At 61.6% G+C, this 24547-nt stretch carries 20 protein-coding genes and 1 pseudogene; 8 read left to right on the plus strand and 13 right to left on the minus strand.

Annotated features, from left to right (window positions below; translation table 11 throughout):
* Positions 1-114: 114 nt before the first annotated feature.
* Together AB4N64_RS07135 and AB4N64_RS07140 are read right to left on the minus strand one after the other, a co-directional pair.
* Complete coding sequence (locus AB4N64_RS07135; RefSeq protein WP_460123435.1) at positions 115-3210, minus strand: multidrug efflux RND transporter permease subunit; 3096 nt, start codon at positions 3208-3210, stop codon at positions 115-117.
* A 15-nt stretch (positions 3211-3225) separates the two neighbouring features.
* Positions 3226-4382: pseudogene (locus tag AB4N64_RS07140) on the minus strand (efflux RND transporter periplasmic adaptor subunit).
* A 293-nt stretch (positions 4383-4675) separates the two neighbouring features.
* Between AB4N64_RS07140 and AB4N64_RS07145 the strand changes: the two are divergent.
* The 3 genes from AB4N64_RS07145 to AB4N64_RS07155 all read left to right on the plus strand — a co-directional run bounded on the left by AB4N64_RS07145 (position 4676) and on the right by AB4N64_RS07155 (position 7068).
* A complete protein-coding gene (locus AB4N64_RS07145) occupies positions 4676-5377 on the plus strand; it encodes a response regulator (protein WP_460123438.1) in 702 nt (233 codons plus the stop codon).
* A 4-nt stretch (positions 5378-5381) separates the two neighbouring features.
* The gene (locus AB4N64_RS07150) at positions 5382-6683 is read left to right on the plus strand and encodes an ATP-binding protein (protein WP_460123440.1); all 1302 of its coding nucleotides are present in this window, start codon (positions 5382-5384) and stop codon (positions 6681-6683) included.
* A 106-nt stretch (positions 6684-6789) separates the two neighbouring features.
* The gene (locus tag AB4N64_RS07155; protein WP_460123444.1) at positions 6790-7068 is read left to right on the plus strand and encodes a hypothetical protein; all 279 of its coding nucleotides are present in this window, start codon (positions 6790-6792) and stop codon (positions 7066-7068) included.
* Between the two features lie 36 nt (positions 7069-7104).
* Here the strand turns inward: AB4N64_RS07155 and AB4N64_RS07160 are convergent, their stop codons facing one another.
* From AB4N64_RS07160 to AB4N64_RS07190, 7 genes are all read right to left on the minus strand, one after another.
* Positions 7105-7872, minus strand: coding sequence for an anti-sigma factor family protein (locus AB4N64_RS07160; protein ID WP_460123447.1), 768 nt, complete (start codon positions 7870-7872; stop codon positions 7105-7107).
* Entirely contained in the window at positions 7869-8366 is a 498-nt protein-coding gene (locus tag AB4N64_RS07165; protein WP_460123450.1) for an RNA polymerase sigma factor, read from the minus strand. Before AB4N64_RS07165 ends, AB4N64_RS07160 begins: the two co-directional genes overlap by 4 nt.
* Positions 8367-8412: 46 nt before the next feature.
* Positions 8413-8943 (minus strand): tetratricopeptide repeat protein, encoded by a 531-nt coding sequence (locus AB4N64_RS07170; protein ID WP_460123453.1) that lies wholly within the window; start codon positions 8941-8943, stop codon positions 8413-8415.
* A 173-nt stretch (positions 8944-9116) separates the two neighbouring features.
* Positions 9117-10070 carry a D-2-hydroxyacid dehydrogenase family protein gene (locus AB4N64_RS07175; protein ID WP_460123455.1) on the minus strand — a complete coding sequence of 318 codons (954 nt, stop codon included), beginning with the start codon at positions 10068-10070 and terminating at the stop codon, positions 9117-9119.
* Between the two features lie 13 nt (positions 10071-10083).
* Positions 10084-11106, minus strand: coding sequence for an alpha/beta fold hydrolase (locus AB4N64_RS07180; RefSeq protein ID WP_460123458.1), 1023 nt, complete (start codon positions 11104-11106; stop codon positions 10084-10086).
* Between the two features lie 85 nt (positions 11107-11191).
* Positions 11192-11626, minus strand: coding sequence for a YqaA family protein (locus tag AB4N64_RS07185; protein ID WP_460123460.1), 435 nt, complete (start codon positions 11624-11626; stop codon positions 11192-11194).
* Complete coding sequence (locus tag AB4N64_RS07190) at positions 11626-12072, minus strand: DUF411 domain-containing protein (protein ID WP_460123463.1); 447 nt, start codon at positions 12070-12072, stop codon at positions 11626-11628. The genes AB4N64_RS07185 and AB4N64_RS07190 overlap by 1 nt, the downstream gene beginning before the upstream one ends.
* Before the next feature lie 336 nt (positions 12073-12408).
* On the opposite strand from AB4N64_RS07190, the gene AB4N64_RS07195 reads away from it, so the two are divergent.
* Both AB4N64_RS07195 and AB4N64_RS07200 read left to right on the plus strand, forming a co-directional pair.
* On the plus strand, positions 12409-12939 hold the full coding sequence (locus AB4N64_RS07195) for a hypothetical protein (RefSeq protein ID WP_460123465.1): 531 nt from the start codon (positions 12409-12411) through the stop codon (positions 12937-12939).
* Between the two features lie 137 nt (positions 12940-13076).
* Positions 13077-13265: a hypothetical protein gene (locus tag AB4N64_RS07200; RefSeq protein ID WP_460123468.1), complete on the plus strand. Its 189-nt coding sequence runs from the start codon at positions 13077-13079 to the stop codon at positions 13263-13265.
* 18 nt (positions 13266-13283) lie between these two features.
* Here AB4N64_RS07200 and AB4N64_RS07205 read toward each other — a convergent pair whose 3' ends face one another.
* The gene (locus AB4N64_RS07205) at positions 13284-13655 is read right to left on the minus strand and encodes a fe2+ zn2+ uptake regulation protein (protein WP_460123471.1); all 372 of its coding nucleotides are present in this window, start codon (positions 13653-13655) and stop codon (positions 13284-13286) included.
* Between the two features lie 251 nt (positions 13656-13906).
* Between AB4N64_RS07205 and pvdQ the strand changes: the two genes are divergently transcribed.
* Entirely contained in the window at positions 13907-16243 is a 2337-nt protein-coding gene (pvdQ, locus tag AB4N64_RS07210) for a bifunctional acylase PvdQ (protein ID WP_460123474.1), read from the plus strand.
* A gap of 50 nt (positions 16244-16293) precedes the next feature.
* Here the strand turns inward: pvdQ and AB4N64_RS07215 are convergent, their stop codons facing one another.
* A complete protein-coding gene (locus AB4N64_RS07215) occupies positions 16294-17316 on the minus strand; it encodes a FecR family protein (RefSeq protein ID WP_460123477.1) in 1023 nt (340 codons plus the stop codon).
* Positions 17317-17526: 210 nt separating this feature from the next.
* Entirely contained in the window at positions 17527-22314 is a 4788-nt protein-coding gene (locus AB4N64_RS07220; RefSeq protein WP_460123480.1) for a dermonecrotic toxin domain-containing protein, read from the minus strand.
* A gap of 219 nt (positions 22315-22533) precedes the next feature.
* On the opposite strand from AB4N64_RS07220, the gene AB4N64_RS07225 reads away from it, so the two are divergent.
* Positions 22534-23574 (plus strand): Ldh family oxidoreductase, encoded by a 1041-nt coding sequence (locus AB4N64_RS07225; protein ID WP_460123483.1) that lies wholly within the window; start codon positions 22534-22536, stop codon positions 23572-23574.
* 231 nt (positions 23575-23805) lie between these two features.
* On the opposite strand, the gene AB4N64_RS07230 is transcribed toward AB4N64_RS07225, so the two are convergent.
* On the minus strand, positions 23806-24123 hold the full coding sequence (locus AB4N64_RS07230) for an ElaB/YgaM/YqjD family protein (RefSeq protein ID WP_460123486.1): 318 nt from the start codon (positions 24121-24123) through the stop codon (positions 23806-23808).
* 162 nt (positions 24124-24285) lie between these two features.
* Here AB4N64_RS07230 and AB4N64_RS07235 point away from each other — a divergent pair, with 162 nt between their 5' ends.
* The gene (locus AB4N64_RS07235; RefSeq protein ID WP_368557814.1) at positions 24286-24540 is read left to right on the plus strand and encodes a hypothetical protein; all 255 of its coding nucleotides are present in this window, start codon (positions 24286-24288) and stop codon (positions 24538-24540) included.
* The last annotated feature ends 7 nt before the right edge of the window (positions 24541-24547 follow it).

Here is a 24547-nt window from a genome sequence, read left to right on the forward strand (position 1 = left end):
GCTCTCTGTGGGAGCGGGCTTGCCCGCGATGGCGGCGGACCGGTCGCCATTGATGCTGGATGTGCCGGCCTCATCGCGGGCAAGCCCGCTCCCACAGGTCATTGAGGCTCTGGGCTAGCTTTGTTTACGACCCCGCACCAGCTTCATCACCACCACAAAAAACACCGGCACGAACACCACCGCCAGGGTCGCGGTGATCATGCCGCCGATCACCCCGGTCCCGATGGCCTGCTGGCTGGCCGAGCTGGCACCGGTGGCGATGGCCAGTGGCACCACACCGAGGATGAACGCCAGCGAAGTCATGACGATGGGGCGCAGGCGCAGGCGGGCCGCTTGCAGGGTCGCGTCGATCAGGTCATGGCCATCGTCGTACAGGCTCTTGGCGAACTCGATGATCAGGATCGCGTTCTTCGCCGACAGGCCGATGATGGTGATCAGCCCGACCTTGAAGAACACATCGTTGGGCATGCCGCGCAAGGTCACCGCCAGTACCGCGCCGAGGACGCCGAGCGGCACCACCAGTAGCACCGAGGTCGGAATCGACCAGCTCTCGTACAAGGCCGCCAGGCAGAGAAATACGATCAGCAGCGACAACCCGAGCAGGATCGGTGCCTGGCTGCCGGACAACCGTTCCTGCAACGACAGCCCGGTCCATTCCTGACCGAGCCCCGTCGGCCCCAGTGCGACCAGCCGCTCGATCTCCGCCATGGCTTCACCGGTGCTGTGCCCCGGTTTGGGTTCACCGGAAATGGCAATGGCCGGGTAGCCGTTATAGCGGGTCAGTTGCGCCGGACCCTGGGTCCATCTGGCCTGGACAAAGGACGCCAGCGGGACCATTTTGCCCTCGGTGTTGCGCACATGCATTTTCAGCAGGTCATCCACCTGGCTGCGTTGATCGCCCTCGGCCTGGACCACCACCCGCTGCATCCGCCCCAGGTTGGGGAAGTCGTTGATGTAGGCCGAGCCGACGGCCGTGGACAGCACGTTGCCGACATCGGCAAAGGACACGCCCAGGGCATTGGCTTGCTTGCGGTCGACGATCAACTGCACCTGCGGCGCTTCGGCCAGGGCGCTTTCGCGCACATTCATCAGGACCGGGCTTTTCTCGGCGGCGGCCAGCAACTCAGTGCGCGCCTGCATCAACGTCGCATAGCCAAGGCCGCCACGGTCCTGCAGGCGGAACTCGAAGCCGCTGGAGGTGCCCAGGCCGTCCACCGGAGGCGGCAGGACGGCGAACGCCATGGCGTCCTTGATCCCGCTCAGTGCGATGTTGGCGCGGTCGGCAATCGAACTGGCGGCATCGTCGCGGCCGCGTTCCGACCAGTCCTTGAGCGTGGTAAAGGCCAGCGCGGCATTCTGTCCGCTGCCGGAAAAGCTGAAGCCCAGGATCACCGTGCTGTCACCGACGCCGGGTTCGCCGGCGTTGTGCGCCTCGATCTGCTCCACCACCTGCACCGTGCGGTTCTGGCTGGCGCCGGGTGGCAGTTGGATGTCGGTGATGGTGTAGCCCTGGTCTTCGGTTGGCAGGAAGGACGAGGGCAGGCGACTGAAACACAGGCCCAGGCCCACCAGCAGCACCGCGTAGATCAACAGGTAACGGCCGCTGCGTTTCAGCGCATGACCGACCCAGCCCTGATAACGCTCGGTCAGTTGCTCGAAGCGACGGTTGAACCAACCGAAGAACCCGCCCTTGGCGTGATGCTCGCCCTTGGCAATCGGCTTGAGCAAAGTTGCGCACAGCGCCGGTGTCAGGGTCAGGGCCAGGAACGCCGAGAACAGGATCGAGGTGGCCATGGACAACGAGAACTGGCGGTAAATCACCCCGACCGAACCCTGCATGAACGCCATCGGAATGAACACCGCCACCAAGACCAGGGTGATGCCGATGATTGCGCCGGTGATCTGCTGCATCGCCTTGCGCGTGGCGTCCTTGGGCGACAGGCCTTCGCTGACCATGATCCGCTCGACGTTCTCCACTACGACAATGGCGTCGTCCACCAGGATGCCGATGGCCAGCACCATCCCGAACATGGTCAGCACGTTGATCGAGTACCCCAGCGCCAGCATGGTGGCAAAGGTGCCCATCAACGCCACCGGCACCACAAGTGTCGGGATCAGCGTGTAGCGGATGTTCTGCAGGAACAGGAACATCACGGCGAACACCAGCACCATTGCTTCGAGCAGGGTGTACACCACCTTGGTGATCGAAACCTTGACGAAAGGCGAGGTGTCGTACGGAATCTTGTATTCGACGTTGGCCGGGAAGTAACGCGACAGCTCGTCCATCTTCGCCCGTACGAGGGTCGCGGTGCTCAGGGCGTTGGCGCCGGGTGATAACTGCACGCCGACGGCGGTGGAGGGCTTGCCGTTCAGGCGGGTGCCGAACTGATAATCCTGGCTGCCGATCTCCACCCGTGCAACGTCGCCGATGCGCACCGTGGAGCCGTCGGGATTGGCCTTGAGCACGATGTCAGCGAATTCTTCCGGGGTGGACAGTTGGCCCTTGACCAGGATGGTCGCGGTGATCTCCTGGGTGGTGCGGGTCGGCAGGTCGCCGATGCTGCCGGCCGAGACCTGGGCGTTCTGCGCGACGATGGCGGTGTTGACGTCCGAAGGCGTCAGGTTGAAACCGATCAGTTTCTGCGGGTCGATCCAGATGCGCATGGCCCGTTCGGAACCATAGAGCTGCGCTTTACCCACACCGTCCAGGCGCTTGATTTCGTTCATCACGTTGCGCGCCAGGTAGTCGCTGAGCGCCACGTCGTCGAGCTTGCCGTCGGTGGAGGTGAGGGTGATCAGCAGCAGGAAGCCGGCGGACACTTTTTCCACCTGCAAGCCTTGCTGGTTGACCGCTTGGGGCAGGCGCGACTCGACCACTTTCAGGCGATTTTGCACATCGACCTGAGCCAGTTCCGGGTGGGTGCCGGGCTGGAACGTCGCCTTGATCGTGGCGCTGCCGAGGCTGCTCTGGGACTCGAAATACAGCAGGTGGTCAGCGCCGTTGAGCTCTTCCTCGATCAGGCTGACCACGCTTTCGTCCACGGTCTGTGCGGAGGCACCCGGGTACACGGCGTAGATTTCGACCTGTGGCGGTGCGACATCGGGGTACTGCGCCACGGGCAATTGCGGAATGGCCAGGGCGCCGGCCAGCAGGATGAACAGGGCAACCACCCAGGCGAACACCGGGCGATCGATAAAGAACTGCGGCATACAAAAGCGTCCTGCTTACTGGCCAGTGACCTGGGCAAGTGGAAGAGGGAGTCGTCGATCTGCACCTTGTCGCCAGGCTTGGCGTGTTGCAGCCCTTCGACGACGATACGGTCGCCCGGCTTGAGGCCGGCGGTGACGATCCAGCGATCGTTCTGCACGGCGCCGAGTTCGATCGGTTGCTGGCCAATCCGTTGTTCGGCATCGAGCAGCAACACCTGGGCGATCCCGGCGCTGTCACGCTGGATGGCGCGTTGCGGCACGCTGATGCCCTGCTGGTTGACGGCTTGCTCCAGGCGCACGCGAACGAAACTGCCCGGCAGCAGGTCGAGGTCCGGGTTGGGGAATTCGCTGCGCAGGATGATCTGGCCGGTGCCCGGGTCGACGGTGATGTCGGTGAACAGCAACTTGCCGGGCAATGGGTACGCACTGCCGTCATCCTGGATCAGCGTGGCCCGGGCCTCGCCCTGGCCGACTTCCTTCAGTTGCCCGGAGCGAAAGGCCCGGCGCAGGTCGTTGAGTTCGCGGGTCGATTGAGTGAGGTCGGCATGGATGGGGTTCAGTTGCTGGATCAGGGCCAGTGGCGTGGTTTCGTTCTGCCCCACCAGTGCGCCTTCGGTGACCAGCGCCCGGCCGATGCGCCCGGAAATCGGTGCGGTGACGGTGGCGTAGCCAAGGTTGAGTTTGGCCCGCTCAACCGCTGCCTTGTTGGCGGCGACTTCGGCAGCGGTTTGTCGTGCGGCCGCGCGGGCGTTGTCGTACTCCTGGCCGCTGATGGCCTTGTCTTCGATCAACTGGGCGTAGCGTTGCTCTTGCAGGCGCGCCTGGAAGGCGTTGGCCTCGGCCTTGCGCAGCTCGGCTTCGGCGCTGTCCAGATCGGCCTTGAACGGCGCCGGGTCGATGCGAAACAGCACGTCGCCCTTCTTCACATCGCTGCCTTCGCGGAACACGCGCTGCAACACCACGCCGGCCACCCGGGCGCGGACTTCGGCGATGCGTGGCGCGGCAATTCGCCCACTCAGTTCGCTGGTGATCGACAGTGGCCGGGCTTCGAGGGTTTCGATGCGCACGCTGGCCAGTGGCGCCTCTGCCTCGGCGGTCGAGGCCCGGTCGCACGCACTGAGCGTCAACGCCAGGGCCAGCAGGCTCAGCCTGGCAAGCAGGTTCTTGGACATGTAAATACCCCAATAATGAGCCCCGCATCCTACGGGGAGCTGGCGAGGGTAGCGGTGAAGCTTTGTAGGTGCTGTGTGAAATTGTGTAAGGGTTTTAGTCAGGGACGAGTGAGGGCGTATATCCTTTACGGCTTGGAATTGATTGTGCCTGGGCTGGCCCCATCGCGGGCAAGCCCGCTCCTACAGAGTTTTGTGTTGTTCACAAATCACATGAACACCACCGAACCTGTGGGAGCGGGCTTGCCTGCGATAGCGATTTACCCGGCACCCCCGCACCCCTTTGGAAACACCCCATGCCCAACATTCTCCTGGTCGAAGACGACAGCGCGCTCTCCGAACTGATTGCCAGCTACCTGGAACGCAACGGCTACTGCGTCAGCGTCATCAGCCGCGGCGACCACGTGCGCGAGCGGGCGCGCGTCGATCCGCCGGACCTGGTGATCCTCGACCTGATGCTGCCGGGGCTCGACGGCTTGCAGGTCTGCCGCTTGCTGCGCGCCGATTCGGCGACGCTGCCGATCCTGATGCTCACCGCTCGCGACGACAGTCACGACCAGGTGCTGGGCCTGGAAATGGGCGCCGATGACTACGTCACCAAACCCTGCGAGCCCCGCGTGTTGCTGGCCCGCGTGCGCACCTTGCTGCGCCGCAGCAGCCTCAGTGAACCGCAGACCGCCAACGACCGCATCCTCATGGGCAACCTGTGCATCGACCTGTCCGAACGCACCGTGAGCTGGCGCGGGCATCTGGTGGAATTGTCCAGCGGCGAATACAACCTGCTGGTGGTGCTGGCGCGTCATGCCGGCGAAGTGCTCAGCCGTGACCAGATCCTGCAACGCCTGCGCGGCATCGAATTCAACGGCACCGACCGCTCGGTGGACGTGGCGATCTCCAAGCTGCGGCGAAAGTTCGACGACCACGCCGGCGAGGCGCGCAAGATCAAGACGGTGTGGGGCAAGGGTTACCTGTTCAGCCGTTCCGAGTGGGAATGCTGACACGATGTTCAGAATCCTCTTCCGCTTGTACCTGGTGACAATCGTGTCCTATAGCGCCGCGATTTATCTGGTGCCGGACGTGGTGGTCAAGGTGTTCCAGGAACGCTTTCTCACCTACAACCTCGATTACTCCCGTGGCCTGCAATCGCTGATGGTCAGGCAGTTCAAGAGCGTGCCCGAGTCCGAATGGCCGGCGCTGGCGGCGGAGATGGACAAGCAGTTCGAACCGCTGCACATCGTCCTCAGTTCCATCGACGACGACAGCCTGACCCAGGCCGAGCAGAAGCGTTTGCAGCGTGGCGAAAACGTGGTGCGGGTCGGCGACTGGGGGTGGCGCACGCTGGCGGTGGCGCCGCTCAATGCGCACCGCGTGGTGCAAATGGTCGTGCCGCCGGATCCGATGGACGTCAGCCTGTTGTACTGGAGCATCAACGTCCTGATCGGCGCGACCATGCTCGCGTGCCTGCTGGTGTGGTTGCGCGCGCACTGGCATGACCTTGAACGCCTCAAGGCAACGGCGGAGCGCTTCGGCAAAGGCCACTTGAGCGAGCGCACGCAGATCGCCGCCAGGTCCAACATCGGCAGTCTGGCGAACGTTTTCGACACCATGGCCGGCGACATCGAGAGCTTGCTCAATCAGCAGCGCGATTTGTTGAACGCGGTGTCCCACGAATTACGCACGCCTTTGACGCGCCTGGATTTCGGCCTGGCGCTGGCACTGTCCGACGACTTGCCAGCCGCCAGTCGCGAGCGCTTGCAAGGCTTGATTGCGCACATCCGCGAGCTGGATGAGCTGGTGCTGGAATTGCTGTCCTACAGCCGGCTGCAAAACCCTGTGCGCCTGCTGGAACGGGTCGAGGTGGCGCTGGACGAGTTCATCGACAGTATTCTGGGCAGCATCGACGAGGAGCTGGAATCGCCACAAATCGTCATCGACGTGATGCTGCACGGGCAGCTCGAACGCTTCCTTCTCGACCCGCGCCTGACCGCTCGGGCGATTCAGAACCTGCTGCGCAATGCCATGCGTTATTGCGAGAAGCACATCAAGGTCGGCGTGCAGGTGTGTCCCAAAGGCTGTGAAATCTGGGTCGACGATGACGGCATCGGCATTCCGGACGATGATCGCGAGCGCATCTTCGAACCGTTCTATCGCCTGGACCGCAGTCGTGACCGGGCGACGGGCGGCTTTGGACTTGGGCTTGCGATCAGCCGTCGGGCACTGGAAGTGCAGGGTGGCACCTTGACGGTCGAAGCGTCGCCGTTAGGTGGCGCACGGTTCCGCCTGTGGTTGCCGGCGCCTGTCTGATTGTTCCCTGACCTGTCAAACCTGACAGTAGCCACAAGGACCTTTTAGGCGTTTCATGACCCTTCGCCGTCGGGCTTGCACAGCTGCGTACGGCAGGAGGGTGGAAATGGGAGCACTGATAATAAAACGACACGCCGAAGGCACGATCAGTGCGATCCGGCATGTCAGGGTAGATGACCTGTCGACGCAGTTCGCCATCGTCATGTCCAGGGACGGCTACCCCAGGATGGCTGTACGCATCGGGCACAACATTACCGCGCAGGGTGAGGACTATTTCCTCGTCGGCGACCGGGTCAGTTACACGGTCCTGATGGAAGACGGGGCGGGCGAGTTCCCCAGGGCCCTGGACTTGCGCAAGTTCAGTGACGATGGCAACACCGGCTGAAAACCGGCGCAGGCCCGTTGCCGCCGAGGCCGGCCCTCACGCATTGAGTCGGCTCTTCAACAGTTTGGCCATCTCTTCGAGTTCCGGTGCCGGGTTACGCCCGATCAGCATCCAGGCGTGCTCCATGTCTGCCCAATACACCACGTTCATGCCATGCCGGCGCTCGTGGGCAAAGTGGCGACTGCCGGTGTTGGACAGCGTGACGCATAACGCCAGGGCTCCGTGGGCCGGATCCAGGTAGGTAATCTGGGCGATGGGCACGCCGTCGTATTCCAGGATCTGCGCACGCCTGAGCTGCGCCCTGGGCAGGGCCAGTTGCGCGGGCGACAGGTTCACGCCAAGGCGTGCATCGATCGTGCGCAGTTGCGCACCATGGGAGAGGTCATCGACGGGCAGGTGTTCCAGGGTCTGCGGCACATACATCGACATGTAATCGGCGACCAGACCCCGCCAGTTGTGTTTGACCTGAGTGGCGCGCCAACCCAGGTACAGGCGGTCTGCAAGGACGCCGCCGAGCACCAGGCTGGCCGCGGCTGCCAGAAACCAGCGCCTGCTCACCGGCGGCCGGGCGGGGGCCGGCAAGGTGTCGAGCATTGCCTGCAGGCGATCCACCGGCGCCTGAGTCGCCAGTTCGTCATAGGCCTGGCAGAACGGCAGGCTGCTGCGGTCCAGCCATTGCAGGCGCAGGTTGAGTGTCGAGTCTTCAGCGATGGCCGCCTCGACGCGGTTGCGCTGGTCGGTGTCGAGCTCATCATCGAGGTACGCCACCAGTTGCTCGTCCGATGGTCGTGCACGTTCGTTCATCGACGTTCTCCGGTGGAAGGGTTCGGTACCGCCTGCAAGGGCGGGTACTCGGCCAGTTTTGCCCGGGCGGCGGCCAGGCGGCTCATGACTGTGCCAATGGGGACATCCAGCACCTGCGCCACTTCGCGGTAGGACAAGCCCTCTACATAGGCCAGAAACACGGTTTCGCGCTGGGCTTCGGGCAGTGCATCGACGCGCCGGATCACCTGCGAGGCGAGCACGTGGGTCAGGGCAGCGTGCTCGCCATCGAACGCCGGGACGTGATCGACGTCCACCTGGCCGAGCCCCTGGCGCACCCGGCGCGAGCGCACTTCGTTGAGCCAGATCGAATGCAGGATGGTCATCAGCCAGTGATCCATGCGGGTACCCGGAACAAACTGCCCGGCACGTTCGAGCGCCCGCACGCAGGTCGCCTGCACCAGGTCCTCGGCGACATGCCGCTGGCGAGACAACAGCAGGCCGTAGCGCCATAAACGCGCCAGGTGCTGGCCCAACTCTGCTCGTATTGCCTGATCGCTGGCGATAGCGACCTCCGTTGTTTCAAGTCTTTGATGCGCCCTGAATGGTTTCGGCCAGGTCCCGGTATTCTTCGCAGGTGTTGCCGCAGATCGACTGGATGAGCTGCAACTGCTGCTGCGCAAGGTCCAACCGCCCCTTGATCACATACGCTTCACCGAGGTATTCACGCACTTGCGCGTACTGTGGATCGAGCTTTACCGATTGTAGGTAATATTTGATGCCTTCGTCGGTGCGTCCCAGTTTTCGAGTGGCATAGCCGCGATAGTTCAGGGCCTTGGCGGTGTTCGGGTTTTCAAGTGTATCGAGCAGTGCCAGGGCTTCCCCATAACGGCCATCCTTGGCCAGGCGATAAGCGTAGTCGGTACGGTCGGCGTCCGGAACGAGGCGGCTGGTTTGCAGCACGCACCGCTGTGACTTGCTGTCCCAGACCTGGCCTTTGGGGCAATTGGGCTTTGCCGGCTCATTGTCATCGCCGTTGGCCAGGGCGAGGGTGCTGCACAAGGCGACGGCGAGCAGCAACTGGGTGGTGAAAACGGCTAGACGGACGTTCATGCAGGGAGTCTCCGCAGCGGATCAGGGTTCTGAACCATGAACACCGCACAGGGAGATTTTATTCGATGGCCCGCCTGCGCGGTGTTCTTGCCTCCATCGCGAGCAAGCTCGCTCCTACAGAGGGGCGCGGAGTAGCTGTGTGCGAGCCTGCTCGGGATGAAGCCGACGCGGTGTCAGGCCAGGAGGCGGATAGGCGCCCCCGCCGACCACGCCTGGATGTCCTCGATCATCTGCGAAAAGAACTGCTGATAGTTCTGCTGGCTGACATAACCGACATGGGGGGTGGCCAACACATTGTCCAGCGTGCGAAACGGGTGATGCTCGGGCAAGGGCTCCTGCTCGAACACATCCAGCGCCGCCCCGGCCAGGCGTTTTTTCTGCAAGGCCTTGATCAGTGCTGCTTCGTCGACAATCGGTCCGCGTGCGGTGTTGACCAGCAGCGCCGTCGGCTTCATCCAGCCCAGCGCCTGGGCATCGACCAACCCACGGCTGCGGTCGCTGAGCACCAGATGCACGGACAGGATGTCAGCCTGTTCGAACAATTCCTGCTGGCTGACGTAGGTCACGCCCACCTGCGCCGCGCGTTCGGCGGTGAGGTTTTCGCTCCAGGCGATCACCCGCATGCCGAACACCTGGCCGAACTGTGCGACCCGCTGACCGATGCTGCCCAGGCCGAGAATCGCCAGGGTCTTGCCGTGCAGGTCGCCGCCCAGGCCTTGTTGCCATTTCCCGGCGCGCAGGGCGTTGGCTTCCTGCACCAGATTGCGGGTGGCGGCCATGATCAGCGCCCACGTCAGTTCCGGCGCGGCGTGTTTGTAGCTGTCCGTGCCGCTGACTTGGATGCCCAAGTCGGCTGCAGCTTGCAGGTCGAGGGCGGCATTGCGCATGCCGCCAGTCACCAGCAGCTTGAGTTTCGGCAGACGGCGCAGCAACGCCTCGTCGAATCGGGTGCGCTCGCGCATCACACAGATCACTGCAAAGTCAGCCAGGCGCTGGGCCAATGTGTCGGTGTCGGCGGGGTAATCATGGAGGAAACTGACCTGGCCAATCGGCTCCAGCACCGACCAATCCACAACGCCGCTCGCCACGTCCTGCCAGTCATCGAGCACTGCAATCTGCACAGCCATCAGCTTTACCTCATCAACGAACAGGGTGGGTTTTGTCCAGCCAGGCCAGCAGGGCCTCGTGAAATTTAGCGGGCTCTTCCATCTGTGGCGCATGGCCCATGCCGGGGAACTCCACCAGCGTGGACTGCGGGATCAGCTTCGCCACTTGCTTGCCAAGTACGTCGTAGTGGCCCAGCTTACCCTTGACCTCGGGCGAGGCGATGTCGCTGCCGATGGCCGTGGTGTCGGACGTGCCGATCAACAGCAGCGTCGGCATCTTCAGGTCCTTGAACTCGTAGTACACCGGCTGGGTGAAGATCATGTCGTAGATCAGCGCCGAGTTCCAGGCCACTTGCTGGTGTCCCGGGCCTTTATTCAGGCCGGCGAGCATGTCGACCCAGCGATCGAATTCGGGTTTCCAGCGACCGTCGTAGTAAGTCTTGCGTTCGTAGTTGCGAATGCCTTCGGCGGTGAGCTTCAGCTCGCGCTCATGCCATTGATCCACGGTCCGGTAAGGCACACCAAGGGCTTTCCAGTCTTCCAGGCCAATGGGGTTGACCAGCGCCAGTTGTTCCACCTGATCAGGGTATTGCAGGGCATAGCGGGTGGCGAGCATACCGCCGGTGGAATGCCCCAGCAGGCTGGCTTTCTGGATGCCCAGGGCCTTGAGCAGTTGCTGGGTGTTGGCCGCCAGTTGCTGGAAGCTGTACTGGTAGTGGTCCGGTTTGCTGGAGGTGCAAAAACCGATCTGGTCCGGTGCGATCACGCGGTAACCGGCGTCGCTCAGGGCCTTGATCGAGGTCTCCCACGTGGCGCCGCAGAAGTTCTTGCCGTGCATGAGCACGACGCTCTGGCCATTGGCCTTGCCATTGGCGGCGACATCCATGTAGCCCATCTGCAGGGATTTGCCTTGGGACTCAAAGGCAAAATGCTTGACCGTATAAGGGTATTGGAAACCTTGCAGCTCGGGCCCGTAGGCCGGACCTTCGGCGGCGAAGGTGGGCAGGGCGGCAGTCAGCAGCAGGCCGGGCAGCCAGCGGGAGAGGGCGAGGGGCATGGGAACACTCCAGAAGAAATCGGCCGATGCTGGCTCGGCCTGATTAGGGCGACATTAAACACAGGCAATGGCGGCGAGCGATGGTTCAACTCATCCAGCCCATCGTTGCGAGGGCCAGCACGGTGTAGCGCGCGCCTTTGGCGAGGGTCACGATCAACAGAAAACGGCCGATCGGTTCACGCATCACCCCGGCGACAAGCGTCAGCGGATCACCGATGATCGGCACCCAGCTCAGCAGCAGTGACCAGTGACCGTAACGCTGATAGTGGGTGCGGGCTTTTTCCAGATGCGCCGGGCTGACCGGAAACCAGCGGCGGTCGCGAAAGCGTTCGAGGCCGCGTCCCAGCCACCAGTTGAGCAGCGAGCCCAGAACGTTTCCCAGGGTCGCCACGGCCAGCAACGCCCAAAGCCAATAACGCTCGCTCAGCAACAACCCCACCAGCACCGCCTCGGACTGCAACGGCAATAGAGTCGCCGCGCCGAAAGCGGCGAAAAACAGCCCGAGGTAGGCACCGGACATCAACGGGCAGGGTAATCCGCCACAACCACGTCAGAACCGTCTTTTTTCAGGCCGATCACCTGATAGGCGTCGCTCATCCCGTCCATTTCCATGCCGGGCGAGCCCATGGGCATGCCGGGAGCGGCGACACCCAGCAAGTCGTCTCGCTTGCTCAAGGCCAGCACTTGATCGGCGGGGACATGCCCTTCGACGAATTTGCCGTTGATCAACCCGGTGTGGCAGGACGCCAGGCTAGGGGGGACGCCGTGTTGTCGCTTGAAACTGCTCATGTCGCTTTCGACGTGGTCTTCGACCTTGAAGCCGTTGTCTTGCAGGTGGCTGATCCATTTTTTACAGCAACCACAATTGGCGTCACGGTGAACCTCGATGGGAATCAGTTCGGCCGCCTGGGCCAATGAAGAGATAAACAGGGCGCTCAGGGCGAGCAGACGCAATGGGGTTCGCATGGAGGATCTCGTCTCGGGTGGCGGGGCCAACATTCTGAGCTTTTTGGCAGATGACACCGGGAGAAATTGTATCGAAGTGATGCTGCGAGGGAAGGTGTCTGGATTGATACACATCAAACGAATGTGTCAGGAAATGAAAAAACTTTGGTTTAGTCCAATTATCCAAAAGTGTTATAGGCCATTAAATCAGGAGGTCTGGCGCTTTGTATCTGAAATGTACGAGAATTGTAAAAACTTGAAATGTAATTTGTGTAGCGCTTCCTGGACCCGGATACTCCGTGCACCCAACTTGTTTAAACAAGGACTTTTTATGATCGTCGCTCAAGGATCCTGGTCATGACTATCGGCTATACCGGCGCATGGAGTTCCAAGGCGGGCCTGCTTGTTCAGGACACCGGCACCACCACCAAACCTGTGTCCCAGAGCGTCAAGGTCAAGCAGATGCTGGCGTTGGTGGGCAACAATCCAAACGCGCTGGATACAGCGAAGATGGACAAGTTGAAACTTCACAAACAGATCAAGGGTTTTGATCCCGAAAACGTGACAGCCAAGTCGCTGGGCAACCTGACGACCTTCCTGAAAGATAACGGCCTGATCACCGATGTGACGGCGGTGACCCTCAGCAACGCCGGTGACAAGTTCGATCGCTTCGGCATTCCGAAAGACCCGGAAGCCAGCTTTAACGCCCTTGAATATTTTGCCACCCAACTGGACAGCATCCAGAACAACAATATGAAGGGCAACAAGTACGCCAACTACTTGATCCCCGAATACAAGAAGGCCATCTACGTTCTGCAGAACCTGGCCTCCTACGGCAAAGGCAACGGCTCGACACCTACCGATAAAAACATGTCCGCCAAAGCGTAAACCGACCTGTAGGGGCGAGCACGCTCCTACAGGAAGCATGCAGAAATTTTGCGATGCGGCCCTGTCCTCATAGGCTGTAACATGAACGCCCGCTTGCAGCGGCGTATCCGCTGCATGTCCTGTTTTGAGGAAAGGTAATGACCCAGTCGCAACGTTTGAAGTATTCACTCCTGATCGCCCTGGTGGTCCTGGCGATCATGTTTGGCCTGTCGTACTTGCAGAATGCCGGCATCATCAGCGAAAAGCTGTTCCAGTACATCGCCATTGGCGTGGCGGTGATCGTGGTCGTCATCAACGGCGTGATGCGTCGCAAGGTCAAACTCTGAGCGACGTCCTCGCCGTGATTACTCGCCGTGCAGGATGGCGGCAGCCGTTGGGTGAAGGCTGTAGCTTTTGTCCTCGTTGAGCACAATGACACCTTCGCTGCACAGGCGCTTCAACACTTCACGCACGCTGAGGAAAGACAGGGGAATGTCCAGGTCTACCAGCGTGCTGTGCACACCTCGGACGCCCAGGGTGTGGTCGTGATCGGCTGCGTTGAGCAAGGCGTCAATCACCTTCAGGCGTATCAGACTGGTGCGCAGCCCAAAGCTCTTGAGCACCACGCGAATACGCTCATTGCCGTTTTTTTCCGTGCGCGGGTCGAACAGGCGTGGCCCCAGGGTTGTGTGCAGGGGCGCGGTACCACCGTCCGTTGGCAGTTGCGAGTTGTACATGCGAAAACTCCTATTCAGAGCCTGGACCGGAATGAATGTTTGGGTGCTCTTATCAATTAGGACGAACGAGCCACTCGAATCATGAAGAACCCGATGTAGAAATTTTGTTGGCGCTGCGTCGCAAACCCGTGAAGTCCTGCAAAATCGACCTGCGGCGCTGTAAATTTTTCCTGTCGATTTCGTTCCTGTAGTCAGGCCTTTTGCGTGTTGGCACGCCAGGCTCGACCTTCGTTTTTCGATCAGGAGCGCGTGTGATCATTACCAGCCCATTCACCCGATTGAGTCTCGCCGCCGTGATGGTGGTCTTGAGCCTCGAGGCAAACGCGCGCACCCAGCCGGACCCGGCAACGGCCGACATCCGTCGCACCAGTTTTGGTGTGCCGCACATTCGCGCGGACAACGAACGCGGTCTCGGCTACGGCATCGGTTATGCCTACGCCCAGGACAATCTGTGCCTGCTGGCCAATGAAGTCGTCACGGTGAATGGCGAACGTTCACGCTATTTCGGTGCGCAGCAGTTCACGGTCGAGGAACGCGAAAACCAGGTGAGCGACGTGTTTTTCAACTGGCTGAACACATCGCAGGCTGTCGATGCTTTTTGGCAGTCGCAACCCGGCGAAGTCCGTGACCTGATGCAAGGTTATGTGGCCGGCTACAACCGTTCGCTGAAAGAGCGTCGCGCGCGAGGGCTGCCGCAACAATGCCAAGGCGAATGGGTGCGGGATATCAGCGTCCAGGACCTCGTCAAACTGACCCGTCGCCTGTTGGTCGAAGGCGGTATCGGGCAGTTTGCCGAAGCGCTGGCCGGCGCCATGCCACCCAAGACCGTCGCCCGCAATGCGGGCGCGTCGGCGTCGTTCCACCTCGCCGATCGACGTATCCAGCGTTTCGCGCTCGACCGTGGCAGCAACGCGGTGGCCGTGGGCAGTGAGCGCTCGTTCAACGGGCGCGGCATGTTGTTGGCCAACCCGCATTTCCCGTGGGTCGGTGGCATGCGCTTCTATCAGATGCACCTGACCATTCCCGGCAAACTGGACGTGATGGGCGCCGCGCTGCCCGGCCTGCCGATGATCAATATCGGCTTCAATCAACACCTGGCCTGGACCCACACCGTGGATTCGTCCAAGCATTTCACCCTGTATCGCCTGCAACTGGATCCCAAGGATCCGACCCGTTACCTGCTCGATGGCCAATCCATGCCAATGCAACAGCAGACCGTCACGGTGCAGGCCAGGCAGCCGGACGGGCAGATCCGCGCGGTTTCGCGCGTGGTCTACAGCTCCCGGTTCGGCCCGATCGTGCAATGGCCTGGAAAGCTCGATTGGAACGATCAATTCGCCTACAGCCTGCGTGACGCCAATCTGGACAACGATCGCGTGTTGCAGCAGTGGTATGCGATGAATCGGGCGACCAGCCTCCCGCAATTTCAGGCCTCGGTGCACAAGATACAGGGCATCCCGTGGGTCAACACCCTGGCGGCGGACGACCAGGGGCAGACGTTGTACATGAACCTGTCGGTGGTGCCGAACGTCAATGCGGCCAAATTGGCGCAGTGCAGCGATCCACGGATCGGCTTGCAGATGATTGTGCTCGATGGTTCCAACAGCGCCTGCGCCTGGGACATCGACCCCGCCGCCGCGCAAAAGGGCATTTACGCCGCTGAGCAGATGCCACAACTGCTGCGCAAGGATTTCGTCCAGCATTCCAACGATTCGGCGTGGATGGCCAACCCGGCGCAACCGCTCACCGGTTTCTCGCCGGTGATCAGCCAGGACGGCCAGCCACTGGGCTTGCGTTCACGCTTCGCGCTGGCCCGTCTGGCCGCGCTGCAAAAGGGTGGCCCGATAGGGCCTGTAGACCTGCAACACATGGTGATGGATGACCAGGTGTATCAAGCCGGGCAGGTCATGCCCGATCTGTTGCAGTTCTGTGAGCGGGAGCTGGGCAGCGATGCACCGACGTTGGAGGCGTTGTGCAGCAGCCTCGAGACGTGGGACCGCCACGCCAACCTGGACAGCGGCCTGGGCTTCGTGCATTTCCAGAACCTCATGGCCGCGTTGCAGGAGGCGCCCGACGTCTGGCGGGTGGCGTTCGATGCAACGGATCCACAAAACACTCCGCGTGGATTGGCCTTGGATCGACCTGAAGTGGCGAATGCGCTGCGCGAGGCGATGTTGACGTCGGCGCAGCAGGTCAAGGCCTCGGGCCTTGATGCTGACAGCCGCTGGGGCGATATCCAGGTGGTCAGCAGTGGTGGCCAGCAGACGCCGATTCACGGTGGTCCGGGCGCACTGGGCGTGTACAACGCCATCCAGAGCGTGCCACGTAGCGACGGTAAACGTGAGGTGGTCAGTGGCACCAGCTACCTGCAGATCGTCACCTTCGACGACAACGGCCCGCAAGCCAAGGGGCTGCTGGCATTCTCGCTGTCCAGCGACCCGACATCAACATTCGCCAACGATCAGACCCTGGCATTTTCGAAGAAGCAACTGAGCGTACTGCCATTCACCGAACAGCAGATTACCGCCGACCCGCAGTATCAAGCGCAGACGATCCGCGAGCAGGATGACAACGTGGCAAAACAGTAAGGGAAAGCGTGACACAAGGAAGGCCGCAACACTGAAATGTGGCGGCCTTTTCAGCTTCTTGGGGGTTGTTGGGGGATGGAATTGAGGACCGGGTTGCCGTCCTTGTTGCGGGTCAGGTAGACCGGTAATACCTTGGGCAACGTGGCTGCCAGGCCGTTGAGTTCCCTGATGTTGTAGATACCGCCGAGGCGGATCGTGCCGGTGCTGCTGTCGGCCAGCATCAACGGCTTGCTCAGATAACGGTTGATCAGGGGCAGGGCTTCGCTCAGCGCCAGGTCATCGAGCACCAGTTTGCCGTGGCGCCAGGCCAGTGAGTTGTCATTGGCGTAGGTCTGGCTGATCTGCGGCGTGAAGTCGCCTTGTTTATAACGCGCCTGCATCGAGGGCTCCAGGCGCAGGCCGTCACCTGGCAGGTCAGCGTTGCTGCTGACCAGTACCGAGCCTTCGATCAGGTTCACTCGTACCTGGTCTTGATACATCCACACGTTGAATTGGGTCCCGGTGACACGGATCCTGCCTTCTGCCGCCTTGACGATGAACGGGTGAGTGGCGTCATGGCTGACACTGAAAAACGCTTCGCCTTTCTTGAGCGTGACACGGCGCTGATCCTTGTAATTGCTGTACGTCAGCTCGGTGCCAAGGTTCAGCTCGACTTGGCTGCCGTCGCCCAGGGTGACCTGGCGGGTGGCATTGCCCGCTTCGAAATGTTCGTAGGAATTGGGCAGCCAACCCAGGTTCCAACCGGTGTACGCGGCCAGGGGCAGTGCCAGGGCACAGACGGCGGCGGCCACGGCCAGCGAGCGCCAGGAGGCGGGCGGTTGACGTTGGGCCCTAGCAATGACGGGGGCGGCAGCGGGCAGGGGCGTGTCCATGCGCGGCAAGTCTTCGGCCACCACCCAGATCTCCAGCATCGCCTCGTACTCAAAAGCATGCAGCGGATGGGCGTCGCGCCATTGCGCGAATGCCTGCCGTTCCTCTTCGGTGCAGTCCGAGGCGTGCAAACGCATGCACCAGTGCGCGGCAGCGTCGGTGATGGCGTCGTATTCGGCTTGGGAGATAGGGCTGTCGGTCATTGACTCATCCTGATTTCCCGCATTCTAACCTTGAGAGGAAGTCGGCGAGAACAGCCATCATGGCATTTACCCATCAAACGGCTGTTTATTTTCACGGCAGGCCCATGGATTCGGTCTTTTCAGACCGTATCCATAAGCTGCGTGTAAGAAAGTCAGGCACCGGCCGACAGCCCCTGCACGGGCTGTTGAACGGGTCGTTTAATCAGGCTGTCAGGTGGGCGAATCAAGTTGGCGGCCCATTTCACAGATCAGGTACGCAAGCGAGTCGGCATTGCGCAAAATCACGTCGATTCGCGAGGTTGCGTCCACTCGATTCAAAAACACGCTGCGAGCATCAGCCATGGTCTTGCTGTTGGTCAGTTTCAGGACTTCCTGACCGACATGCTTGCGCCCCGGTACTGCGTCCAGGTTAATCCAGCCACCCAGGGCGCCGTTCCAGAGCGCAAACAGTTCGTCTCGCGGGGTCGCAAGGGAAAGCGCCGTTCGCTGAAAGTCCTGTTGCGACCGCTTCATCGCAGCGCCATAACCGGTGATGGGAGCAATGAGGTCGCTGAACGGCCGTCGCGCTTCCAGCGTCGCGATGTCCAATGCCTTGGAGTAAATATGGCCAAACTCGTGAATCAGCGTGGCCGCCTGGCTATGCGCATTGACGTCGAACGGCTCGCTTAGGCATGACTTGTACCAGTCGAGGCCCTGATCGAAAAATCGTTCGGTGAAGTGCACGTATTTGCGCGTGTCATTGTCGAGCACGAAGGCGATCAGGTCGTTGCTCACCTGGCGGGTGGAGCCGACCACGAAACGCTCGCTATTGAGCAGGTCCTCGCCGGGGTCCACCAAGGCATTGCAGATGGGAAGGATGGCGTGTTTGATCTTCTCGACCAGCATGAGATCAACTTCGGGAACATCGAAAAAGCCTTTGAGGAAGGTCTCCAGTCGTGTGCCCGGGGCCAGTTTGCGCAGCTGCACCAGGTTATGCATGCTGTTGAAGGCGTAAAAGCGTGCCATGTCGATGGCCTGAACGATCATCCGGGCCTTTTCCGGGTGCAGGGTGCGGATCTCGTCCATTCCCCTCGCTTCGACGTTCAACACCCGACGCGTCAGATAGTCGTTGGCGTAGCGATTGTGCAGCGTCGACAAGGCCTTGCCGGGGTGCACGCTGTGCCCGTCCAGGTCGATCACCAGTTGCTGGCTCGGCGTGCGCGCCAGAAACGGTCCGTTCCCCTGCTCATGGTGGATTTGCCAGACCGCCCCGGGTTTGACGACGCGATAGACTTTGCCGGCGATGGCGGCGTAGTGGTTCTTCGTCGTGGACTGAAGATAGGTGCCATCGGCGTCGTTCTTTTTCAGGTCCGTCAAAGCCACATCCGTGACCTCGAAAGGCTGCAGCGAGGTGCGCGCTGGCGCGGTGGGTCGGACCTGTGGCCATTGCGGATCGACGATGGGGGTGGCGTCGGGCGCGTTGCCGGGGGGCGGCTGCTCAGGAAGCGGTGGCGCGTCCAGCGACAGTTTTCCCAGGGTGACCATCTGCGCGCCACCGGCGATAAATGACCTGAGGGCGCGCCGCCAATGTCGATTTTGCAGGGCTTCGGCGGAGTCCTTGAAGTCTTTGTAGGCGCTCCACAAAAATCGCATGTAGGCCAGCTTGCCGGGCAGGAAGCCGGCGATCAGGTGGATGCCGGAGCTGAACAGGTCCTTGGCGGCGTCCCAGTCCGACTGGCCTGCGGGCTGGGACTGGCTGGCCAGCAGGTGCGCGAGCAGCCGGGTGTTGTCATGGAACCAATGCTTCAGCACATTGCCCACGATCGGAGTGCTGCCCAGGGTGATTTCGCTCGTTTCATTCACGCTGGTTGCCAGCAGGTTGCGCAACGATGCCTGTTGCGCATCGGGCAGCCGACGAAGCACCAGGTCCTGCAGCGCGCCGGGCGTGTTGATCGCGGCGACTACCGCCGCTTCATTGGCAAACTCGCTGAACAACGGGCCGGAAAAATACGGCGCATACAGCACCTGTGGCCCGCTTTTGCCCGCGCCCGGACCGATGAGGTACAGGCCCAGGCTCTGAACCGCTGCGGCGCCGGCAGTTTTAATCAGCTCCAGGGGGCGCACGATTGCATGGGCGCCCGCCACTGCCGCCCGTGCGATGGCGTCAGGCATGTCCAGTACCTGGCTGATCAGGTCGAAGGCGCTGGAACTGAGGTGTTGCTGCAGCATCTGGGTGTGGGCGTGGTGCAGCAGTTGCCACGGCAATTGTTTAGCGAAGCGCAACTGACGGATTGACGATTGAGCGCCCGAAAGCGTTTCAGTGATGTTTTTCGCATAATCGCCGGGAATCTTCAGCGATAGCAGCAATTGTGTGACTGCAGCCGTCGTCAGACCCTCGGGCAGTGTACGCCCGGCCTGGGAGGTGACCCTGAACCCTGTGCCCTGGGCGATGTTGACATGGTTGAGGGCGTATTCGGTCAGGGTTTGCGCCGGCCCGGCCAGTGCCAGGTTGGGTGCGATATCGATCTCGTCCGGGTTCAGCGTTTGTCCGGGGAAACGCGCTGCCAGCAATGCCGTGAGGGTCTGGCGAACGTAGTCCTCAAGCGTTTGCACCTGATGCAGGTAATCCTTGTCGTCGGCCACGCTGTGGCGGTATTGCTCCAGCAGCTCGATGTGCAACCGTTGCTCTTCGACCGGGGCCAGGCCCAACCACGCCGGCTGGGACTGCTGGTGGCCGATGGCGTTGGCGATCCACTTCGCTCGATGCAGGTTGGTCTCGATGAGCGTTTGGGTCAGCGCGTAAAAGGCCTTGTTCTGTTTGGCCGTGTCCAGTTTCAATGAACGCAGGTGCTCGCAGCGCGCCAGAAAAAGGTCGATGGCCGATTGCATCAGGTGCTGCAGAATATTGCCCTTGATCAGTTGCAGCGAATGCAGGGAATAGCGTCGATGCAGCAGGCGTTGGTCGGGCGTCAGGTTTTCCAGCAGGATAAGGCGCTGATCAGGATCCAGCAGTCGCCGATTCAGTTGTTGGCGGGCGAAGCCCACCGACTCGAACACTTCCAGGCCTGCGGCGGGCGTCCACAGGATGGCGCGACCCGAGTGCTCGACATCCAGGCCGCCACGCTCGGTCAACAATGCACACTGAGCCAGGGGTAACAGCGTGTATTCGCCGGAACATTGAAGCACCAGCGAAAACACATCCGGATAAAAACCGAGGATGGCGGGTCGGCTTTTACGGTCTGGCCGGTCAGGGTTGAACACCGTCTCCACCAGATACCAGTCAAGATTACGCAGGCTGGCACTGAGCTCGCGAAGTGCAGCCTCGCCTCGCAAACCGACGGACAGGGTGTGCGCCAGCCGCTCCTTCATGCCTTGCAGATACGCCCGTTGTTGGGCCTGCGTTGACACCGGCTGCTCGGCGAACTCCGAACGCACTGGCAATTCGACGTCCCGATAGGTTTTGGCGTGGCCTGCCGCTGTGTCCGCCAGTACCATGGACGGTTGCTGACCCGACAGGACCGGGCGCGTGCTCCAGCGTCCCTTGGCGTCGAGCGTCAGCAGGTGTTCGCCGAGCATGGCGCGGATGTCCAGTGCCTTGTCGAAAAAGGCCAGGATGTTCACCGCGCCATCGCTGTGACGGAACACCTGGAAGGCGTATTCCAGGTTTTCCAGTTGCTTGTCGATGATCGCTTCGAAGAGGCAGGTGAATACCGAACCGGTCACAAGGGCGCCCGAGACCTGCGCCTGGTCGAAACCGATGAAGCGCGCACGTTCCTCCAGACTCATCAAGTCATACAGCTCGTCATCGTGGCCGGCCGTGATGGATTTTTCCTTCAGGGTCTGTTTCAGGTGCTTGTAGTCCTTGAGCACCAGCAACCCTTGGGACGGGGTGTAGAGGAACGCGTTGGCGCTGTCCTGACTGATCATCAGGGAGCCGGCGAGTTCGACATAGTTGGCCTGGTATTCCCACAGGCGAACGGTTTCAACGGTGAGCGCAGAAGCCGTACCGAGGTTTTCCTCGATGAGGGGCTGCAAGTCGCGGCTCTGTTGCGCAGTGATGACCTGCGCCTCGCGTTGGAGCAGCAGTTGAGCACGGGCCTTTTCGCGGATGGCCCGGCTGAAAAAGGCACGACGGGTAGAGCCGTCGACGCTTACACCGTTCCAGAACCGTTGCAGTTGGTCGCACAGTTGACGGGTCAGGGTCTCGGCTGTCTGGGTGACCAGGGTTTCCCACTTTTGCTGATCAGCATCCAGGGGCTTTCTCGATGGGTGATGGAACTCCGGACGCTGCCCGATCGGCCAGCCCCGGTGGCGGCAGTAGGAAAGCAACGCCTCGCTCAAGGACTGGGCGCTGATCCAGCGACGGTTGGGCGCATGTTTGGGGGTGGCCTCGGCGTAGAAATTGACCACGGTGCGGCGCTGGTCCAGGCCTGGGAACACCTGTTTCACGCGCTCGTCGAGCAGCGTAGCGAGCATCGTGGTCAGGCTTGGCAGTTGTTGCAGCTCATCGAACATCGCCTGCTCGTTGCTGCGCTGGCTGCTTTCGATGAGGGCGCGTTGATCGGCGAACACCTCGCCGTCGATGGTCTCGAAGCCCAGCGAAATGTCGCTGGCTGCCGCCAGGACCTTGCGCGCGGCCAGGGACATGACCGCCAGCAGTTCATCGTCCTCGCCGGCACTGTCGAGTTGTTTCTTGAGGTGGGCAGACAGTTGCGCGCGACCGGCGAACTTTCGCATGCCACCGTAGGGGGTATAGAGAATGTCGCCCTTGTCATCCGGCGTCGGGCTCAGGACGAAGCAGCCGGCCAAGGGAACCGACAGCGTACCGGTGCTGATCAGGATGCGCTCGGCGAGCATGGACGGAGTTTGTTGGCTGCGCAGTGTTTGGCTGGCCATTTTCACATGGGCAAGCCACTGGAGATCCTTGCGCGTCAAACCGTGGGCCTTGCCCAGGTCAGCCCATTGGCCGGGAGATTGCAGGGCCTGGGGGAAGAACAATGGCGTGGAAGGTGTGGACATTGTCGAGTCTCGTACAGGGCGCACCCGTGTGCGCCGTTGGGGTGAGGTTCGAGACTAGAAGCCGTCGGCATTGCGCTGGCGGTAGATAGTTAACGCATCGTCCGTGGTCTGTCATGCGCACAGGTTACGGCAGAGGTTGACAGGCTGGCGGTCTGCCGTGATTAATCTGCAACTCGATCAACGCTGTTGTTCCCTCCAATAATTAGTCTGGAGCTTCAGATGTCTGCGCCCCACGAACAAGTGTCTACTGCGGTCTCTCAAAACCTGACCCTCGACGAGCTGACGGGACTGCTTGAGAAGATTTTCCTGCGCCATGGCACCTCGTCCGACGTCGCCCGGGTGCTGGCTGAAAACTGTGCCGGCGCCGAGCGCGACGGCGCGCACAGTCATGGTGTGTTCCGGATCCCCGGGTATGTGTCGACGCTCAAGAGCGGCTGGGTCAATGGCCAGGCCGAGCCTGTGGTCGAGGACGTGGCGTCCGGGTTCGTGCGGGTCGATGCTGGCGGCGGCTTTGCCCAGCCCGCCCTGGCGGCCGCGCGGCCCTTGCTGGTGGAGAAGGCCCGCAGTGCGGGTATTGCGGTGCTGGCGATTCGTAACTCGCACCATTTCGCGGCGTTGTGGCCGGATGTCGAACCGTTCGCGTATGAAGGGCTGGTAGCGTTGAGCGTGGTCAACAGCATGACCTGCGTCGTGCCCCATGGCGCCGACCGGCCGCTGTTTGGCACTAACCCGATTGCCTTCGCTGCGCCACGGACCGGTGGCGACCCGATTGTGTTTGACCTGGCGACCAGTGCCATTGCCCACGGCGATGTGCAAATTGCCGCACGCCAGGGTGAACGCCTGCCACCGGGCATGGGGGTGGACGGCCTGGGCCAGCCGACCCAAGACCCCAAGGCGATCCTCGAAGGCGGCGCGCTGTTGCCGTTTGGCGGGCATAAGGGGTCGGCGTTATCGATGATGGTGGAGCTGTTGGCGGCGGCCTTGACCGGAGGCAATTTTTCCTTCGAGTTCGATTGGTCGAACCATCCGGGAGCGAAGACGCCCTGGACCGGGCAACTGTTGATCGTCATCGACCCCAGCAAGGCGGCTGGGCAGGGCTTTGCCGAACGCAGCCAGGAACTGGTCCGGCAGATGCACGGCGTGGGTCTCAAGCGTTTGCCGGGGGATCGCCGGCATAACCAGCGGGCGAAATCGATGGCCAACGGCATCGCGCTGGACGCGCAGACGCTGGCGGGGTTGCGGGAGTTGGCAGGACTGTAACCTGCAACGGTCCCCTGTAGGAGCGAGCATGCTCGCGATGGTCGTTAACGATAACGTGGGCTGTCTGAATGCCCGCGGTAACTGGGCCACCATCGCGAGCAAGCTCGCTCCTACAGGGATCCGCATTCCCCTGTGGGAGCGGGCTTGCCCGCGATGAGGCCAGCACATCCAGCATCACCGTTGCCTGATGTATCGCCATCGCGAGCAAGCTCGCTCCTACAGGGGCAGTTGTTATTTACGGCCCAACAGTAGACCCACTACCAGGCCAAACCCCGCCGAGATCGCCACGGTCTGCCAGGGATGCCCGCCAATGTAGGTTTCTGTCGCTTCAACGGCTGGCAGCGTACGGTCCCGCACGCTGGTCACCGAGTCGCGTGCCTGCTGCAGTTTCTGGGCGATTTGCCCGCGCAGGGTGTCTGCTTCTTCACCGACCAGCGAAGCGCTGCTCTTGAGCAGTTTTTCCGATTCTTCGATCAAGGCTTGCAGCTCGCTGAAGGCCTGATCCTTGATTTGGTCTTCGGCGGCTTGGGCGACGGATTTACGGGCCATTGGGTTACTCCTGGAGGGTTAATGGGCAGTGAACAATGGAGTCTGCCGCGAGGGGAAAAGTTGCAGCGATTTTGCGTGTAGGCTCAACTCGGCAAAAATCCAGCACGGGGTATTTCTTCCTACAGTGTAATATGAAGCCATTTACGCAACAGGTAACTCCCCATGAGCTTCAATCTAGCCAACAAAACCCTCGCCGAGCGCGCGGAAATCGAGGACGAGAAATCCCGACTGTTCGAACTGTGGCAGAGCAATCTCGGTAAAGCCAAGGGCGAAGCGGGGCGCCTGTTCGGCGAGCGGGCCAAGCGCAAGGGCAAGTGGGCCGAGTGGGTCCGCGCCGAACTGGACGGCATGTCACCGCCGGAATTTGCCAACATGGTACGCAGTGAAGTCAATCGCTTGATGGCGGCCAACAAGTAGCACTGAC

The organism is Pseudomonas sp. S2_C03 (assembly GCF_054668405.1).